The organism is Sphingobacterium thalpophilum, from assembly GCF_038396785.1.
Taxonomy (GTDB): Bacteria; Bacteroidota; Bacteroidia; order Sphingobacteriales; family Sphingobacteriaceae; genus Sphingobacterium; species Sphingobacterium thalpophilum_A.
The window spans coordinates 2874744-2892897 of sequence record NZ_CP151087.1; the positions used below are offsets into that span (position 1 = coordinate 2874744).

Sequence of the window (18154 nt, forward strand, 5' to 3'; positions counted from 1 at the left end):
GAATGATTGAAGTAGGAAATGTATTGGTGCACGAAGATCTAATCAACAATGACTTTGTGTGTAATTTATCAAAATGTAAAGGAATTTGTTGTATTGAAGGCGATTCAGGCGCACCTTTATTGGAGAGTGAAAAGGCTATATTGGAGGAGATTTATCCCAAAGTAAAGCCCTATATGACCGAGAAAGGTATTGAAGCGATTGAAGAGCAAGGGAAGTATGTTGTCGATATTGATGGCGATCTAACGACCACTTGTGTTGATGGGAATAAAGAATGTGCCTATGTGACCTGGGAAAATGGCATTACAAAATGCGCTATCGAAAAAGCTTACGAACTTGGCGAGGTGCATTGGCGAAAACCCGTTTCGTGTCACCTCTATCCTATCAGGACAACACATTACCCCGAATTCGACGTACTTCACTATGACCGTTGGCATATCTGTAAAGATGCATGCTCATTTGGTAAAGAATTACAGGTCCCTGTATTTAAATTTTTAAAGGATCCTCTCATCCGAACCTATGGTGAGGAATGGTACAAAAATCTTGAGAAAGCAGTCGAAGAGTTGTAACAAAATCACTATCTTTAAGCTTTAACTATTTTGGTATTTCACCCCAATTCATGTCAAAATTAAGAGAGATCCAACGTCCTATTGCCCATGAACTTGAGGCTTTTGAAAAAAAATTCAAAGCTTCAATGAAAAGCTCCGTCCCCTTGTTGGATCGCATTACACAATACCTGATCAAACGTAAAGGCAAACAAATGCGGCCCATGTTTGTGTTCTTTTCTGCTGGGATATGCAACGGAATCAATGAATCCACCTACAGAGGAGCTGCTCTCGTAGAATTGCTGCATACCGCATCACTCGTACATGATGATGTGGTAGACAACTCCTACGAACGCAGAGGTTTTTTTTCCATCAATGCTTTGTGGAAAAATAAAATTGCTGTTTTGGTGGGTGATTTTCTGCTGTCAAGGGGCCTGCTCCTTTCTGTAAAACATCAGGATTATCACTTACTAAAAATTGTATCGGAAGCTGTTGATCAGATGAGCGAAGGTGAATTGCTTCAAATCGAAAAGGCCCGTAAACTGGATATCGAAGAGTCTATTTATTTTGAGGTCATTCGAAAGAAAACAGCCTCGCTGATTGCCTCTTGCTGTGCCTGTGGATCGGCTTCTTCGAATGCAGATCAGGAGACAATCGACAAGCTCCATCAATTTGGTGAAAAGATCGGAATTGCATTTCAAATCAAGGACGATTTATTCGACTTTGGTTTAGATGACGTTGGCAAACCACTCGGCAATGACATCAAAGAGAAGAAAATGACCTTACCGTTAATCTATGCCTTGAATCAAGTGACTTCAAGTGAAAAGCGAAGGATCATTAATTTGATTAAAAACCATAATGAAGACACACGCAAAGTGGCTGAAGTCATCGACTTTGTCCGCCAGAGTGGTGGGCTCGAATACGCTACAAATAAGATGCTGGAATACCAACAAGATGCTTTCCGGATCTTGGAAGACTTTCCCGACAGTGAATACAAATCGGGGTTGGAGCAACTGGTAAAATATACAACAGAAAGAAAAAAATAAAATGAGTCACGAATTAATGTTTTTTGGCGGATTCCTCATCTTTATTGCACTTATGCTAGCAATAGATCTAGGCTTATTCTCCAAAGGCGACAAACCTGTTAGCCTAAAGATGGCTAGCATCATGAGCGCCATCTGGGTCTTATTCTCCTTGGGTTTCTATTGGCTTCTCCGTCACTATGGATTTGAATTGCATAATATCCATGACTTGGACCACCTTCAAGAAATCATTACCAAACACCACCACGATATTAAAATCATTCCCGGTGATTTAGCGGCGAGTCTCGAGCTCTACAACAAAAACCTTGGTCTGGAATATATCACCGGTTACGTTGTGGAATATGCCCTATCCGTAGATAATATCTTTGTGATGGTATTATTATTTACTTCTTTTGGCATTCCGGAGCGCTATTACCATAAAGTTTTGGTGTGGGGAATTTTGGGCGCAATCATTATGCGTTTCTTGTTTATTTTCCTTGGTGCAACCCTTATTGCTAAATTCGGCTGGATCCTCTATGTTTTTGGTGCTTTCTTGGTCTTTACAGGGGTCAAAATGTTTATCAACCGTAACCAGGACGAAGAAGTGGATCCACAGAATCACCCGGTCGTTAAATTTGCTTCCCGATACTTTAAGGTAACCCCCAAATTAGATGGTGGACACTTCTTCCATGTAGAGAACGGCGTGAAATATATGACACCGCTATTTCTTGTACTACTGGTCATAGAATTTACGGATTTGATTTTTGCTGTGGATTCTATCCCTGCAATTTTCTCGGTTACCAAAGATCCCTATGTTGTATTTTTCTCCAATATTTTTGCAATACTTGGATTGCGGTCGATGTTCTTCCTTTTGGTCAATATCATCCACAAATTCCAATACCTCAAAGTAGGTTTAGCATTTTTGCTGGTCTTCATTGGTTTAAAGATGCTGCTGCATCATTGGTTGGCCGAAGTAGGTTTTACAACAACACATTCTTTGATCGTTATTGTCGGCATACTTGCATTGAGTATCATTGCTTCGCTGCTTTTTCCTAAAAAAGCTGAACCGACTGATTAAACGACTATTGAAAGCGTACCGACGGTCATTATTCGGCGATAAACTCCGGTAATCTGCGCGAAATTACAAACGATACAGAACACCATGGTCAGAAATTTCTTTCTGACCATTTTTATGTGATATTATGCTTTATGCATATCCTATTCTCCAGCAAAAGATTGCAGAAAAACAGCAGATTTTTAAGAACAATTATTTTACAGAGGAATTTACCTTACTAAATTTTATTTATTTAATTTAGCACCACACTAAATTAACAAAATACTAACAATGAATTGGAATAAAACGATTGTACTAGCTGCTTCACTTTTCGCAGCTTCATTCCAAGTACAAGCACAAGACAATTTGATCAATGCGCTAAAAGCAAATCAAAATGACAATAGCAAATCTGGATTTACATTTACTGAAGTTATCAATCTGGGTAACACATCCATCAAAAACCAAGGTTCATCTGGTACCTGTTGGTCTTATTCAGGTAATTCTTTCCTGGAGTCAGAAATGATCCGTATGGGTAAAAAACCAGTGGAGATCTCACAAATCTATACCGCGCGCAACACGTATTTAGATAAAGCACGCACGTATGTACGCCTTCATGGCGGATTGTCATTGGGTGAAGGTGGTCAATTCCATGATGTGTTGAACTCTTTCCGTAAATATGGTACAATGCCGCAATCGGCTTACACAGGTCTTCACTACGGTACTACACGTAACAACTTTGGTGAAATGACCAATATGTTGGATGCGATGTTAGGGGCAGTAGTAAAGGGTAAAACGTTAACGCCAAACTGGGAAAAAGCGTATACCGCTGCGATGGATTCTTATCTTGGGGAAGTACCTGAGAAATTTGACTATAACGGTAAATCCTATACACCGCGCACCTTTGCAGATCAGGTAATCGGTATCAATCCGGATGATTACGTGGGTATTGCTTCGGTAACTGACCACCCATACTACAGCCAATTCGTATTGTTGATTCCAGACAACTGGTCATTCGACCGTTTCTATAATGTTAAGATGAACGATTTAACGGACATTATTGACAACGCTTTACAAAAAGGTTATACGGTAGCTTGGGCTACTGACGTATCAGAAAAAGGTTTCTCTTGGAAAAACGGTGTAGCTTATGTACCAGAAAAACCTTTCGAGGAAATGACAGATCAAGAAAAGTCAACAATGTTTGTTGGTCCTAAACCAGAGTTAAAAGTAACACCGGAAGAAAGACAAAAAGCTTTCGACAACTGGCAGACTACAGATGACCACGGTATGCATATCGTAGGTCTTGTAAAAGATCAAAACGGAAAAGAGTATTACATCGTTAAAAACTCTTGGGGTACAACAAATGACTACCATGGTTATTTATATGCATCAAAAGAATTTGTACGATATAAAACAACTTCTTTGATGTTACATAAAGACGGTCTAACAAAAGATTTAAAATCGAAGATAAATATCAAATAAGCGATTTATCAGTCCACGAAAACACCTCTGAAATTAATACTTCAGAGGTGTTTTTGTTTTCAGATTAATTTAATAACTTAAACATAATTATGAATCTTTTGTTGAGTGAGTATGAGAAGTATAATCGCGTTATGCCTTACAATTTTATTCGGGAATTTGGCTCAAGCCCAGACTAAGGGAGTGAAATTTGTAGAAGGGTTGAGTTGGAAGCAGATAAAGGAACGGGCACAAGCTGAGAACAAGTTTATCTTCGTAGAGCTATTTGCAACCTGGTGTGGCCCTTGCCAATATATGAGCAATGAGATCTTTCCCCTAGAGCAGGTGGGGCAGCCAATCAATCAGAACTTCATTAGTGTAAAAGTGCAAATGGATTCGACAGAGTCCGACAATGCCAATGTCAAAAAGTGGTATGCTGATGCGCGTGCTATTTCCAATGAATACAATATTCAATCCTTTCCCACATTTCTTATCTTTAATTCCGATGGGCAGGCGGTACACCGGATTGTCGGTGCAAGTGATGCTCCCGAATTTGTTGGGCATGTGATGGATGGACTAAATCCCGAAACACAGTATTACACGCTGTTAAAAAAATTCGAGAAAAGACCCCAAGATATTTATACGGCCAAGCAGATGCTGAAAGCAGCAAATATCGCTTACGATGAAAATACTGCACGAAAGGCAGAAAATACCTTAGCGAATTCATTGGGTACGGATGAGTTATTCAAAAAAGAAAATGTCCATATTTTATTGGCAGCTGCCAAATTCACCAATTCAAAAGCTTTTAATCTTATTCGCAACAATAAAGAGAAAATCGATATTCTATTAGAGTCACCAGGTATTGCCAACCGCACCCTGGCTAATGTTGTCGTCAACGAATTATTTCAGATTAAGATTGATGCCAAACATGAACCCAACTGGGATAGTTATCAGAATGAACTCGCTGCAAAATATCCAGACATCGATTTCATCCCGATGTTCAAGAAAATAAAAGCACACTATTACCTTCAGGTGAAGAATTACGTCGCCATGAAGAATACCATCAATGATTACCTTTCGTCAGAAGATTTTACCCCACACCAATTAAATACCTTTGCCTGGACTATTTTTAATAATAGCAGTGATACTGCATGTATTGAATCCGCGTTAAGCTGGAGCAAGAAATCCATCCTTGAGGATCCAAGCAGTGCATTTTTGGATACCTATGCAAATCTGCTCTATAAGAAAGGAGAAAAAGAAAAAGCCATAAAGTGGCAAAACAAAGCGATCGAAATGGCCAGTGAGGACGATCGTCCTATCTATCAAGAAACACTGGACAAAATGATGAAAGGAATAAAAACTTGGGAAAACTAAACCTATCCCGACCAATACGAACGATTAAATTAAAAATCCAAAATACCAACATTATGAAAAAATTGATTTTAATGCTATTTCTAATTCCAACCCTCCTATTTGCGCAGAGCGAAGGGGTCAAATTTGAGCATGGGCTCAATTGGAGTCAGATTAAAGAAAAAGCGGCTAAAGAAAACAAATTCATTTTTGTAGACTGTTTTACAACCTGGTGTGGCCCCTGTAAATATATGTCGAGTACCATCTTCCCACAAGCCAAAGTAGGCGATTTTTTCAATGCTAAATTTGTCAATGCAAAAATTCAGATGGATAAAACTAAGAATGACAATGAAGATGTAAAATCATGGTACGAAGAGGCCGACCGTTTTGCCAAAGAATATAAAGTTAGAGCCTACCCAACTTTTCTGATCTTTGACTCAAAAGGTACCCTTGTGCATCGTATCGTAGGTGGTGGTGAAGCGGACGATTTTATAGCGAAAGCACAAAAATCACTTGATCCAAATACACAATATGAAACACTATTGGCAAAATTCAATGCCGACCCAACAAATGTAAACATCGCCAAAAGTATGGCTATAGCTGCCAAAGAAGCTTATGATCAAGAGACACAAGCAAAAGCGGAAGGAGTCGTACTGGCGTCCTTGTCTACGGATCAAATCTTTACAAAGGAGAATGTTAGTTTATTACTTTCAGCGGCGAATGTTGTCGATTCTAAGGCTTTTAATTTAATCAAAGACAATCCTGCTAAATTTGATGCCGTTAGTGAAAAAGTGAAAGCAAATGACTTCCTCTCCCAACTGTTGGTTAGTAATGCAGTAAACACCAAAATTCGTGCAAAGGAAACAGTTGATTTTACGAGCATAGAAAAAGAATTGGCGCAAAAATATCCGACTGTGAATACAGAGAAAGCAAGTCTCGAAATGCAACCACGTTATTATGGTTATACCAAAAATTACCCTGGTTTAAGAGATAGCTTCAATAAATACATTGCAAAATATGGTTCAACCATTACCGCTGCAGAACTAAACAACATGGCGTGGTCCATTTTTGAAAACTGCAATGACCCAGCGTGCCTAAAAGCAGCAGCTGAATGGAGCAAATTATCCAACGAAAAAGAAAAAGATGCACCCATGTATTTAGACACTTTTGCAAACATATTATATCGCCTTGGAGAAAAAGAAAAAGCAATTAAAACGCAAGAAAAAGCGATCTCACTCATTACCGATGCTACTCAAAAAGAAGAATATGTAGCAACATTACAGAAAATGAAAAAGGGTGAAAAGACCTGGCAATAAGAAGATATTCGAATAGTCAATGAATAAAAAAAGCCGCAATCAAATTATTGATCGCGGCTTTTTTATGGAGAACAAGACAGACAATATGTTGAGTCTTTGACTGCTGTCCGCTTATTTTAATTCTTTAATACCCATATTCCAAAGGGCAAAAGCATATTTATCAACTGTACTATTGATCAGGACTTCTGTTGACCTTCCCGCACCGTGACCAGCTTTTGTCTCAATACGAATCAATACAGGATTATCACAAGCTTGTTTTGCCTGTAGTTCGGAAGCAAACTTATAGGAGTGCGCCGGTACCACCCGATCATCATGATCTCCCGTAAAGACCATCGTCGCTGGGTAGCAAACTCCAGTTTTCACATTGTGCACCGGAGAATATGCTTTCAGATAGTCAAACATTTCTTTGCTATCATTGACTGTACCATAATCATAGGACCAACCTGCACCGGCTGTGAAGGTATGATAACGCAACATGTCCAAAACACCAACCTCAGGAAGTGCGACCTTGGCTACTTTGGGATCTATCGTCATTGTTGCGCCCACGAGCAAACCACCATTGGATCCCCCCGATAAAGCGGTGTACTCGGGTGATGTATAACCATTCTCCTGAAGATAATGTGCGGCGGCAATAAAATCATTAAACACATTCAACTTATTGAACTGTCTGCCGCCATCATGCCATTTCTGACCATATTCGCCGCCCCCACGTAAATTCGGAACAGCATAAACACCGCCATTTGCCAACCACACCGCAACGGAAGTACTAAAGGCAGGTGTCAAGCTGATATTAAAGCCGCCATAACCATACACAATCGTCGGGTTTTTCCCATTCAAGACAATCCCCTTTTTGTACGTAATAATCATCGGAACCTTAGTACCATCTTTGGATGTGTAGAAAACCTGTTTCGATTCATACTGATCGGAATCAAACTTCACCTTAGGTTTGATATAAAGTGCAGACTGACCAGAATTCACGTCAAACTTATAACTTGAAGAAGGCGTAATGTAATTTGAAAAACCAAAATAAATTTCTTTTTCCTTTTTCTTGCCCGAAAAACCACTCGCTGTGCCTACACCTGGCAATTCTATTTGCCGAATCTTTTTACCGGTATAATCATATTGAATCACCACTGAAACCGCATCTTTCAAATAATTTGCAAAAAGATAACCACCTCCGGTGCTGATCGAAAGCACATTTTCAGTCTCTGGAATAACATCTTTCCAGTTCTCCTTTGCAGGATTCTTCAAATCAACTCTTACCAAACGGTTGTTGGCAGCCTTGTAGTTTGTCTCCAATAAGAAACTATCCCCAATATTGTCAACGACACCTGTATTGGCATCAAAATGATCTTGTAGGCAGACAATCTTGCTATTCGGTTGCTGGAGATCCTGATAATAAAGTTCATTTCCTGTTGTCGTATTTGCAGCGGAAATAATCAGGTAACGTTGATCGTCTGTTAATGAAGCACCGACATAACGTCTCGGTGTTGCAGCACCGCCAAAAACCAATTTATCTGTAGACTGAGCTGTTTTAAGTTTATGGTAGTATAATTTATGTTGGTCTGTTTTTTCAGAAAGTTCAGATCCCTTTGGCTTATCGTAACTCGAGTAATAAAAACCATCGTTTCCTTTCCAAGCAATACCAGAGAATTTGACATCTACTAATGTTTCTCCCACAGGCGCCTTATCTTTGGCATTCAGTACAATGACTTTCCGCCAGTCCGATCCCCCTTCAGAAATAGAATAGGCAACTAAACTCCCATCCTTTGAAAACGAAACATCGGCCAATGAAGTCGACCCATCTTTCGAGAACGTATTTGGGTCCAAGAAAACTTCTTCTGCTCCTCCCTCCCCCAGTTTACGGTAGAGGACAGCATGTTGCTGCAAGCCATTATTCTTAAAAAAATAAGTGTACTCGCCTTCCTTAAACGGGGTTCCTATTTTTTCATAATTCCATATTTCGGTTAATTGATCTTTTAATTTTGTACGGAATGGGATAGCATTCAAGTAGTCAAAAGTCACTTTATTCTCTGCCTGTACCCAGCTTTTTGTTTCAGCTGAACGATCATCTTCCAACCAGCGGTAAGGATCGGCTATCTTTTCACCCCAAAATTCATCCACGACGGTTCCTTTATTTGTCGTCGGATATGTCAACTGTTGTCCATAACCAGTCGTCGCTGTACCTGCCATACCTATCATCATTAGGATAAGACCAAAATTCTTATTTATCATAAAACCTTATACTTGTTTCAACCAATCTAAGTTTTATTCACTTAGCATTTGAAAATTCAATTTGAGTTGAATATAAACAAATTTATCGACCTCTTACCTACCTCAGGCAGTTTTTTCTCTTCCTCGAATAATAACTAAAAAGCCTAGATTCATCACTTCCCGCTTGTCCTTTACGTTAGTATCCAAACTACCTAAATCAAAGCGAATAAATAAACAAAACATGGGCCGCTCATAGTAGCGTTAGACACATTTCTGCAGCGTATATTTTTATCCCAACCGAAATTTCTTTAGATTTATTTAAATCTTGAAAATACTATAACCATGTTTAAAAAAGTCATATACCTTTCTTTGTCGATTTTCATTCTTCAAATCGGAATAAGCGAAGCACAACAATTACCTATAGATCAGCAATATCGAGCCACCCCTACCAAGATCAACGATCTTGTCCACACCAAACTCGATGTACGTTTTGACTATACAAACCAATTTCTGAATGGCAAAGAATGGGTCACTTTACAACCCTATTTCTACCCAACAGACTCCCTCCGCCTTGACGCAAAAGGCATGGATATTAAACAGGTATCTTTGGTCAATGGCACACAAATGATTCCCTTGAAATATACCTATGATGATCACTCTCTACTGATTAAGCTCGACCGGAATTACCTTGCAAAGGAGCAATATACAGTATACATCGATTATACCGCAAAGCCCAATTTATTGAAGGCGCAGGGCAGTGCAGCAATCAACGATGCTAAGGGGCTTTATTTTATCAATCCAGATGAACGCACACCCAACAAACCTCGTCAAATATGGACACAGGGCGAGACTGAAGCATCATCAGCCTGGTTCCCGACAATTGATCGCCCCAACCAAAAGACGACGGCTGAAATCTCCATGACCGTTCTTGACAATTACGTCAGTTTATCGAACGGTGCATTGAGCAATCAACAGAAAAATAGTGATGGCACACGTACAGATACCTGGAAAATGGATTTACCACATGCCCCATATCTATTTATGATGGCCGTTGGTGATTTTAAAATCTATCAGGACAAATACAACAATATCCCCGTTGACTACTACCTTGAACCGAAATATGCACCCTATGCCAAAGATATCTTCGGAAAGACACCGGCCATGATGGATTTTTACAGCAAGACTCTAGGCGTTCCTTACCCTTGGAATAAGTATGCACAGATTGTCTGTCGCGATTATGTCTCAGGCGCCATGGAAAATACAAGTGCAACCCTACATGGCGAACATGTACAAAAGACAAAACGCGAATTGTTGGACGATAATCAGGAGGGAACGATTGCCCATGAACTGTTTCACCAGTGGTTTGGCGATTTGGTAACAGCAGAATCTTGGTCCAATTTGACCATGAATGAATCTTTCGCTACTTTCGGCGAGGTTATCTGGCGTGAGCACGATGGTGGTAAAGATCGTGGCGATAAATCTAGATTTGAAAAACTCCAGTCTTATCTCAAATCGACAAAAAATGGAAAAAGTCCGACTTTAGCCCGTTATTATTATCATGATAAAGAAGATATGTTTGATAATATCAGCTATGCAAAAGGTTCATTGATTCTCTATGCTTTAAAAGAACAAATGGGTGATGAAGCGTTCTATCAATCGCTGAAAAAATATTTGACAGACAATTCCTTTAAAACCGGCGAACCGCAACAGCTCCGTCTAGCGATGGAAGAGGTGACCGGAAAAGACTGGGCTCCGTACTTCAATCAATGGTATTACCAAGGTGGGCATCCAATTTTGAAAATCACGACAAAAAACGGAGAGAACAGTATCATCCTGAATGTAGCCCAAATTCAAGATTCAACCGTGCAGACATTCCAGCTTCCCTTAGCCGTCGATATCTATACGAAAAATGGGAAGATCAGACAGACCTTTCAACTCAACAAGCGGAATGCCCAATTTATGATTCCTTTACCTGCTGCTGTTGAATTTATTGATGTCGATCCCGAAAAAACACTCGTTGGTCAAATTCAAATCGATAAGTCAGATGCCGACTATCTGTATCAATATGAGCATGCACCTTCATTTGCTAACCGCGTCGGTGCGATTGCATACGCCTCAAAAAATCCGACAAATACCATCAGCCAGCAAATCTTAACAAAAGCATTGGCGGATACCGATGCGGATCTTGCTGCAACAGCAATTCAAGGGCTCGATTTAAGCAATCCCACGGTTCGCAAATCAACAGAAAAAACAATCTTGACACTTGCAGAGAAATCCGAAGCCTCTGTCATCCGCGCCTCTGCGATTCAAAAGCTCGCACAGACAAAAGATAAAAAATACAAAAGTCTAATTCTGAACGCTGTAAATGACAAATCTTATATGGTTATCGCAAGTTCAATCATGGCGATAAAAAGTGCTTATCCCGATCAACTTCAGCAGTCTTTGAAGCGCATTGATCCCGATGCCACGGAATATCTAAAGGCGCTCATCACCGAATTATCGAAATCATAGCAAATTATATTGTGGCGGCGAATTTTGTATTCGCCGCCATTTTTTTTTAGTTTTGGCCACATGTCAACAAGAACAAAAATTTATTTTGCCTCCGACTTTCATCTTGGATCTTACCCCTTGGAACGTTCACGGGAAAGGGAGCTGCAAATTATACAGTGGCTGGACCAGATCAAAACAGATGCTGCACAGCTCTATCTTGTTGGTGATATTTTTGATTTCTGGTTTGAATATGCCACGGTTGTCCCGAAAGGCTATATCCGCTTTTTGGGTAAATTAGCCGAAATTTCGGATCTCGGCATTCCCATTACTTTATTTAAAGGAAACCACGATATGTGGATGTTTGACTACCTCAAAAAGGAATTAAATGTTCAGATCATCGACAATGAGCTGGAATTAAAACTCAACGGAAAACACTTTTATATTCACCACGGCGATGGATTAGGTTCGGGTGATTACAAATACAAGGTACTCAAGAAAGTATTTCGGAGCCGTCTCTGCCAATGGTTATTTGCGCGGTTGCACCCAAATTTTGGAATCGGAATCGCGACACGCTGGTCCCAACATAGTAGGCTTTCGAATAATGAGGACGAAAAGTTTTTGGGTGAAGACAAAGAATGGCTGATTGGCTATGCAAAGGAGCTGGAGTCAACCCAACATCACGACTATTATATCTTTGGCCATAGACATCTTCCCTATGATGTTGAACTCAACTCCAATAGCCGTATTCTAAATTTAGGGGAATGGATCAATTACCATACCTATGCAGTATGGGATGGTGAAACTTTACGTTTGGAAAAATGGGCGAGCAAATCCTAATTTCTTTATCCGATTGCCTGAACGGTTACCACTTTCTAACGCCTGAAAGTGCTGTAAAATTGGAGCAGGTCAGTAAGAAAATCACAGCGAAAAGAAATAGCCTGCTGATCGAACAGGACAAAATTCAAAAAAATCTCTATTTTCTGGCTTCCGGATTAGCCCGCGTTTACTACGAGACGGCCAACCGTCAGATTACCTTGGATTTCGTTTCACCCGGTGGAACGCTCATATCCATGAATAGTTATGTCCATGATACCCCGGGTTATGAAAATATAGACCTTTTGGAGGACAATGTTGTTTATCAGATAGACCAAAAGCAACTTTTTGATCTCTACGAAAGTGATATTGCCATTGCCAACTGGGGAAGAAAGATGGCTGAACTTGAATTTATCAAGGCCGAGCAACGAACCATGTCCAAGCTCTTTAATACTGCCCAAGAGCGCTATGCCGAGTTACTTCAAAAATACCCTCAATATATTCAACGGATCAAACTTGGTTACATCGCCTCCTATCTCGGTGTCAGTCAGGTTACCCTAAGCCGGATTCGCGCAAATATTCACACAAATTTTTAACATTTGTAAAAATTATTATCGCCCTAAAGCCGGATCTTTGTATCGAAACAAAAAATCAAAAAAGATATGAACTGGGTATTTTTAATATTGGGTGGATTATGTGAAATCGGCTTTACGACCTGCTTAGGTAAAGCCAAAGATGCGACCGGAAATGCGCAATGGCTCTGGTACGGTGCCTTTGTCGTATTCTTATTTGCAAGTATGGGCTTATTGATCAAAGCTACACAGACACTTCCCTTAGGCACAGCTTATGCTGTTTGGACCGGAATAGGTGCAGTAGGTACCGTTTTAATGGGGATCATCTTCTTTAAGGAGCCTGCAGATTTTTGGCGCATATTCTTTATTTTCACGCTGATTGCTTCCATCGTGGGACTAAAAGCAGTTTCCTCTCATTAATAGCAGGCTAGGTTGTTTAAAAGCAACAAAATTTCCTTACTTTTGTACACTCAATAGTAATCTAGGTCATACATTCCTAGAAGAAGCATTTTTGATATATGTTAGATAAATTACAAGCGATAAAAGAAAGATGGGAAGAAGTGGAAGCTGAATTGAGCAACCCTGATACCATGCAAGATATGAAACGTTTTGCCAAATTGAATAAAGAGTACAAAGATTTGGGCAAAATCGTGGATCAGTACCATATTTACAAAAATATGGTGAGTAATATTGATACCAATAAGGACATCATCATGAACGAGAAGGATCAAGAACTTCGTGAGATGGCTAAAGAAGAATTGGATCTTTTATACGTAGCAAAAGAAGAAAAAGAAGAAGAAATTCGCTTAATGTTGATTCCTAAGGATCCTGAAGATGCGAAAAATGCCATTATCGAAATTCGTGGTGGATCAGGTGGTGATGAAGCAGCCTTATTCGCTGGCGACCTTTACCGCATGTACACACGTTATTTCGAAACCAAAGGCTGGCGCAACGAAGTAATGGACGTTACCGAAGGAACTTCTGGCGGTTATAAGGAGGTGATCTTAAAAGTCATCGGTGAAGACGTTTACGGACAATTGAAATACGAATCAGGTGTACATCGTGTACAACGCGTTCCGGATACGGAGACACAGGGTCGTGTACATACTTCTGCAGCATCTGTTGCAGTTCTTCCTGAAGCTGAAGATGTCGATGTTGAGATCAATCCGGGTGATATTGAATTACAGACATCCCGTTCAGGTGGTGCTGGTGGACAGAACGTCAACAAGGTTGAAACAAAAGTGCAGTTGACGCATAAACCAAGTGGTATCGTTGTGGTTTGTCAGGTAGAACGTTCCCAATTAGCCAACCGTGAGTTAGCGATGGAGATGTTGCGGAACAAACTTTACGAGCTCGAGTTGAACAAAAAGAACGGCGACATCGCTGCAAAAAGAAAAACTTTGGTATCTACTGGAGACCGTTCGGCAAAAATTCGTACCTATAACTACCCACAAGGTCGCGTAACGGAGCACCGTATTGGAATGACGATGTACAACTTACCGGCAATTATGGACGGTGATATTCAAGGTATTATCGATGCATTGCAGTTTGCGGAGAATGCAGAGAAGATGAAAGACGGTCAAGTAGATTAGTTTTTTTTCAAAAAATCTTTGCAGATACGTAAACAAACGCTATATTTGCACACCTTCTGAGGAGAAGGGTTGAGGTCTGGTAGTTCAGCTGGTTAGAATACATGCCTGTCACGCATGGGGTCGCGGGTTCGAGTCCCGTCCAGACCGCTTCAAAAGAGAGAGAAATCTCATACGTTCTTTAACAAATAAGTTTTTAAGATTTTTAGGTCTGGTAGTTCAGCTGGTTAGAATACATGCCTGTCACGCATGGGGTCGCGGGTTCGAGTCCCGTCCAGACCGCCAAAAATTATTAAAAACAATCCTTAAGATTTTAGGTCTGGTAGTTCAGCTGGTTAGAATACATGCCTGTCACGCATGGGGTCGCGGGTTCGAGTCCCGTCCAGACCGCTAAAATTTTAAAAACACATTGTTGGTCTGGTAGTTCAGCTGGTTAGAATACATGCCTGTCACGCATGGGGTCGCGGGTTCGAGTCCCGTCCAGACCGCCAACAAGAAAAGCATCATTTATAATTAAATGATGCTTTTTTTTTGCCTTAACAATACAACAACTATTATTTTTTCAATTCGTACTGAAGTGCTCCAGAAGGGCAATGCTTGGGATCAAGCTGAATTCTTGGGGGGAATGTCAAAAATTTCTTAGTTTAGCATCCTTAATACAGATATCCCTTGCAAGAAGCCGAACGTAAATTACTGTCCCTATTGATGCCCGAAGGGCTATTGGAATACTTTCAGATTTTAGAAGTCGATCAGGTTGACAATCAGCTCCACATTTATTTAGATGAGCTTAATATTGCTCCGACAGGCTATCAGAACAGCAAGTTGGAGTCAAAGGGCTTCATGCCTTCCACTGAGATTTCAGACTTTCCCATTCGAGGCCAGAAAGTTACGCTACATATCCGCCGTCGTCGCTGGACGGTCCTGGATACCGGAGAGATCATCACAAGAGATTGGAATCTGGTGCGTGAGGGTGCTCGAATGACTACGGAATTCGGGCTTTTTTTAAAGAAGATATTTGGATAATCATCCTGTAAGCGCCCAATTGGTAGGTCTGTTCTTCCAAATGGACGGTAAGCAACTACAGGATCAATACAAGAACCATCTCAGTGACTTCCAGGACTGGGACCAAAAGCCACACGCAGAGCAATGGACCCTTTTTCCTGATAACATATCGGAACACCTGAGCATCGATGAGACCAGCTTTAGCAACGGTGAACTTTACACGATCGTAAGCAGTAAATCAGCAAAGGGCAGGAAGGGAACCATATTGGCTACCATAAGAGGGACAAAGGCGGAAGATATTATTGCTGTATTAGAGCGCATTCCACTTAAACTAAGGAACAAAGTTAGGGAAGTAACGATGGATATGGCCCCCAATATGGCAAAGGCTATCCGTAGGTGTTTCAGAAATGCCAGAAGGGTTATCGATCGGTTTCATGTACAAAAACTTGCTTATGATGCTGTTCAGGAACTCCGTATCAAATACCGATGGGAAGTCTTAGATGCAGAAAGCAAAAAAATAATGGAATCGCGAAAACGGGGTATCCCATATGACCCCGAGTTGTTGCCTAATGGTGATACGCTCAAACAGCTATTAGCTAGGTCGAGACACCTCCTGTTCAAGCATCCAAGTCGATGGTCGGAAAGCCAAAAACGCCGTGCAGAACTGCTGTTCATCAGGTTTCCCAAGCTAAAACAGGCTTATGATCTTGGAGTTGCCTTAGGTGACATCTTCAATAAATGCAGGGATAAAAAAGTTGCTTTCACAAAGTTAGGACTGTGGCACAACCAGGTTGAGAACGCGGGTATTGCTTCATTCGAGAGTGTCGCAAGATCCATTGCAGCACATCATCAATACATTCTCCACTACTTCGACAATAGAAGCACCAATGCATCCGCAGAGTCCTTCAATGCAAAACTCAAAGCTTTCAGGAGCGTCTTCCGTGGAGTAAGGGATACAACATTCTTCCTGTACAGAGTGATGAAATTGTATGCTTAAAAATGATTACCCCCCAAACTTTCGGTATGATCCAATGCTTGATCTGTTCAATCAATTCAGCTGTACTGGCATTTTGGGCTGTGATCCAAGGCCTATCTTTCGGATGATACACATTTGGGAGACTCTTCACGCAAACCGCAGCATGTGCACAGCGTTCAGGTATCCAAAGAACGGTTATCTCTCCATTTGGATGTGGATATCTAACTATTTTTTCCATAATTCCATCTCTCTTTAGCAATTTATATTTTAAGAACTAATAACGATAAGAACAATTTTGTTTTAAGAATTGGCTTTTCGCTTTTTAATCATACTGCTCACCCGGTAGATCATAAAAATACCGATGATAGAGAGCAGAATCACACTCATCCCTAATGTAGGATAATGTTCCAAGGGGCTTTCTTTTGTTTCTTGAACAATGATTACACCTGCTAGCGAAGCTGCCACACCTCCTGCCAGCTGCTGCAACGATGAACTGATACTCATAAATGCACCCCGATCTTTCATCTCCGGAACAGCCGTGATCAAAGCGGAAGAAGGCGTCATCCGACTTAAAATGCCCGCCATCATTAAAATGTTTAAGATAACAACAATATAAAATGGAGTAACGCCTAGGTTCGTGTAGATAAATACGACAACCATGAGCCAAAGGGAAGCGAACGCGAAAATCTTAAACTTATCGTAACGGTCGCTCAATTTCCCGACGATAGGCATAATAATCAATGAAGCGATACCCGAAATCATAAACAACATCGGCAGCTGCTCGTGGCTAACTTTGAGGTTATTGACTGCAAAAGCACTTCCAAAAGGCATCATCATATAACCTCCAATGGATAGCAAGGCTGTTGCAGCAAAGCCGATACGATATTCTCGCTGTGAAAAAGTCAGCCAAAGGTGCTTTAACGCAGATTGATGTTTCTGAAGACCGATATGTGCTGTAATCGGAATGAGTTTAATTGCAATGATAATGACAATAATTAAAGCCATCACGGCAATCCATAAAAAGGCACTATGCCAGCCCCAATTGTTTGCGATATACAGACCTATCGGAATGCCTAGGACCTGGCTGGCGCCAAAGCCCATCTGTACAAAGCCCATCACACGTCCACGTTGCTGAAGCGTAAAGATATCGGTGATAATAGCCATGGAGATCGAACCAATGACTCCTCCAAAGAGGCCCGTGATAATTCGAGCAGCGACCAAAGTCCAATAATCGTTGGCAAAACTACAGCAGAAAGTTCCGATAATAAAGCCAGAATAGAAAAAAAGCAGCAGCTTCTTTCGATCAAAACGATCGGCAAAACCCGCGGTAAGCAGCCCCGAAGCACCCGCGCTAAAAGCATAGGCCGAAACCGCAATGCCAAATTGAGCTGGTTTGAGATCGATGGCTTTCATCAGGATATCCCCCATCGGTGACATCACCATAAAATCAAGCACGACCGTAAATTGTGTCATGGCCAATAAAAAGACCACCAGTTTTTGGTATGCCGTAAAAGGCGCATTATCAAGTTTATTTATTTCCATACTGTCCGGTTTGCCTCGGTTTAAACTGGCCTAAAAATACAGAAGTGCGCGAACATTATATGTAATAAGTTTGCAAAATTATCGCCCGAGACCTTACCTTACCTTACCTTACCTTACCTTACCTTACCTTACCTTACCTTACCTTACCTTACCTTACCTTACCTTACCTTACCTTACCTTACCTTACCTTACCTTACCTTACCTTACCTTACCTTAC

General features: G+C 40.8%; 16 protein-coding genes and 4 tRNA genes. 17 read left to right on the forward strand and 3 right to left on the reverse strand.

Annotation, left to right across the window (positions count from 1 at the left end; genetic code table 11):
• Positions 1 to 2 precede the first annotated feature (2 nt).
• The 6 genes from AACH28_RS12705 to AACH28_RS12730 all read left to right on the forward strand — a co-directional run bounded on the left by AACH28_RS12705 (position 3) and on the right by AACH28_RS12730 (position 6739).
• A complete protein-coding gene (locus AACH28_RS12705) occupies positions 3 to 566 on the forward strand; it encodes a DUF3109 family protein (RefSeq protein ID WP_070563316.1) in 564 nt (187 codons plus the stop codon).
• A gap of 50 nt (positions 567 to 616) precedes the next feature.
• Positions 617 to 1588, forward strand: a complete 972-nt coding sequence (locus AACH28_RS12710; protein WP_312744587.1) for a polyprenyl synthetase family protein — start codon at positions 617 to 619, stop codon at positions 1586 to 1588.
• A gap of 1 nt (position 1589) precedes the next feature.
• Positions 1590 to 2642 (forward strand): TerC family protein, encoded by a 1053-nt coding sequence (locus AACH28_RS12715; RefSeq protein WP_115047120.1) that lies wholly within the window; start codon positions 1590 to 1592, stop codon positions 2640 to 2642.
• A gap of 267 nt (positions 2643 to 2909) precedes the next feature.
• A complete protein-coding gene (locus AACH28_RS12720) occupies positions 2910 to 4097 on the forward strand; it encodes an aminopeptidase C (RefSeq protein WP_286752243.1) in 1188 nt (395 codons plus the stop codon).
• A 111-nt stretch (positions 4098 to 4208) separates the two neighbouring features.
• Positions 4209 to 5447 (forward strand): thioredoxin fold domain-containing protein, encoded by a 1239-nt coding sequence (locus AACH28_RS12725; RefSeq protein WP_341830667.1) that lies wholly within the window; start codon positions 4209 to 4211, stop codon positions 5445 to 5447.
• 53 nt (positions 5448 to 5500) lie between these two features.
• Complete coding sequence (locus tag AACH28_RS12730) at positions 5501 to 6739, forward strand: thioredoxin family protein (RefSeq protein ID WP_286752241.1); 1239 nt, start codon at positions 5501 to 5503, stop codon at positions 6737 to 6739.
• Positions 6740 to 6850: 111 nt separating this feature from the next.
• Here AACH28_RS12730 and AACH28_RS12735 read toward each other — a convergent pair whose 3' ends face one another.
• Positions 6851 to 8974 carry a prolyl oligopeptidase family protein gene (locus AACH28_RS12735; protein ID WP_286752240.1) on the reverse strand — a complete coding sequence of 708 codons (2124 nt, stop codon included), beginning with the start codon at positions 8972 to 8974 and terminating at the stop codon, positions 6851 to 6853.
• Between the two features lie 321 nt (positions 8975 to 9295).
• On the opposite strand from AACH28_RS12735, the gene AACH28_RS12740 reads away from it, so the two are divergent.
• The 11 genes from AACH28_RS12740 (at position 9296) to AACH28_RS12790 (ending at position 16416) form a co-directional block, all read left to right on the forward strand.
• A complete protein-coding gene (locus AACH28_RS12740) occupies positions 9296 to 11464 on the forward strand; it encodes a M1 family aminopeptidase (RefSeq protein ID WP_341830668.1) in 2169 nt (722 codons plus the stop codon).
• 60 nt (positions 11465 to 11524) lie between these two features.
• On the forward strand, positions 11525 to 12280 hold the full coding sequence (locus AACH28_RS12745) for a UDP-2,3-diacylglucosamine diphosphatase (RefSeq protein ID WP_341830669.1): 756 nt from the start codon (positions 11525 to 11527) through the stop codon (positions 12278 to 12280).
• The gene (locus AACH28_RS12750) at positions 12262 to 12852 is read left to right on the forward strand and encodes a Crp/Fnr family transcriptional regulator (RefSeq protein ID WP_341830670.1); all 591 of its coding nucleotides are present in this window, start codon (positions 12262 to 12264) and stop codon (positions 12850 to 12852) included. The genes AACH28_RS12745 and AACH28_RS12750 overlap by 19 nt, the downstream gene beginning before the upstream one ends.
• Positions 12853 to 12918: 66 nt before the next feature.
• Complete coding sequence (locus tag AACH28_RS12755) at positions 12919 to 13248, forward strand: multidrug efflux SMR transporter (protein ID WP_070563291.1); 330 nt, start codon at positions 12919 to 12921, stop codon at positions 13246 to 13248.
• Between the two features lie 98 nt (positions 13249 to 13346).
• Positions 13347 to 14420, forward strand: coding sequence for a peptide chain release factor 1 (prfA, locus tag AACH28_RS12760; protein ID WP_070563288.1), 1074 nt, complete (start codon positions 13347 to 13349; stop codon positions 14418 to 14420).
• Between the two features lie 73 nt (positions 14421 to 14493).
• Positions 14494 to 14567 (forward strand) — tRNA-Asp (locus tag AACH28_RS12765).
• Between the two features lie 58 nt (positions 14568 to 14625).
• A tRNA-Asp gene (locus AACH28_RS12770) sits at positions 14626 to 14702 on the forward strand.
• A 31-nt stretch (positions 14703 to 14733) separates the two neighbouring features.
• Positions 14734 to 14807: transfer RNA gene (locus AACH28_RS12775), tRNA-Asp, on the forward strand.
• A 24-nt stretch (positions 14808 to 14831) separates the two neighbouring features.
• Positions 14832 to 14908, forward strand: a tRNA-Asp gene (locus AACH28_RS12780).
• Between the two features lie 178 nt (positions 14909 to 15086).
• A complete protein-coding gene (locus AACH28_RS12785) occupies positions 15087 to 15440 on the forward strand; it encodes a transposase (RefSeq protein WP_286767917.1) in 354 nt (117 codons plus the stop codon).
• A complete protein-coding gene (locus tag AACH28_RS12790; RefSeq protein WP_286767918.1) occupies positions 15433 to 16416 on the forward strand; it encodes a transposase in 984 nt (327 codons plus the stop codon). Before AACH28_RS12785 ends, AACH28_RS12790 begins: the two co-directional genes overlap by 8 nt.
• Here the strand turns inward: AACH28_RS12790 and AACH28_RS25525 are convergent.
• Positions 16346 to 16633 carry a (4Fe-4S)-binding protein gene (locus AACH28_RS25525; protein WP_407073616.1) on the reverse strand — a complete coding sequence of 96 codons (288 nt, stop codon included), beginning with the start codon at positions 16631 to 16633 and terminating at the stop codon, positions 16346 to 16348. The genes AACH28_RS12790 and AACH28_RS25525 overlap by 71 nt on opposite strands.
• 62 nt (positions 16634 to 16695) lie before the next feature.
• Positions 16696 to 17937 (reverse strand): MFS transporter, encoded by a 1242-nt coding sequence (locus AACH28_RS12795; protein WP_070563286.1) that lies wholly within the window; start codon positions 17935 to 17937, stop codon positions 16696 to 16698.
• Positions 17938 to 18154: the final 217 nt, after the last annotated feature.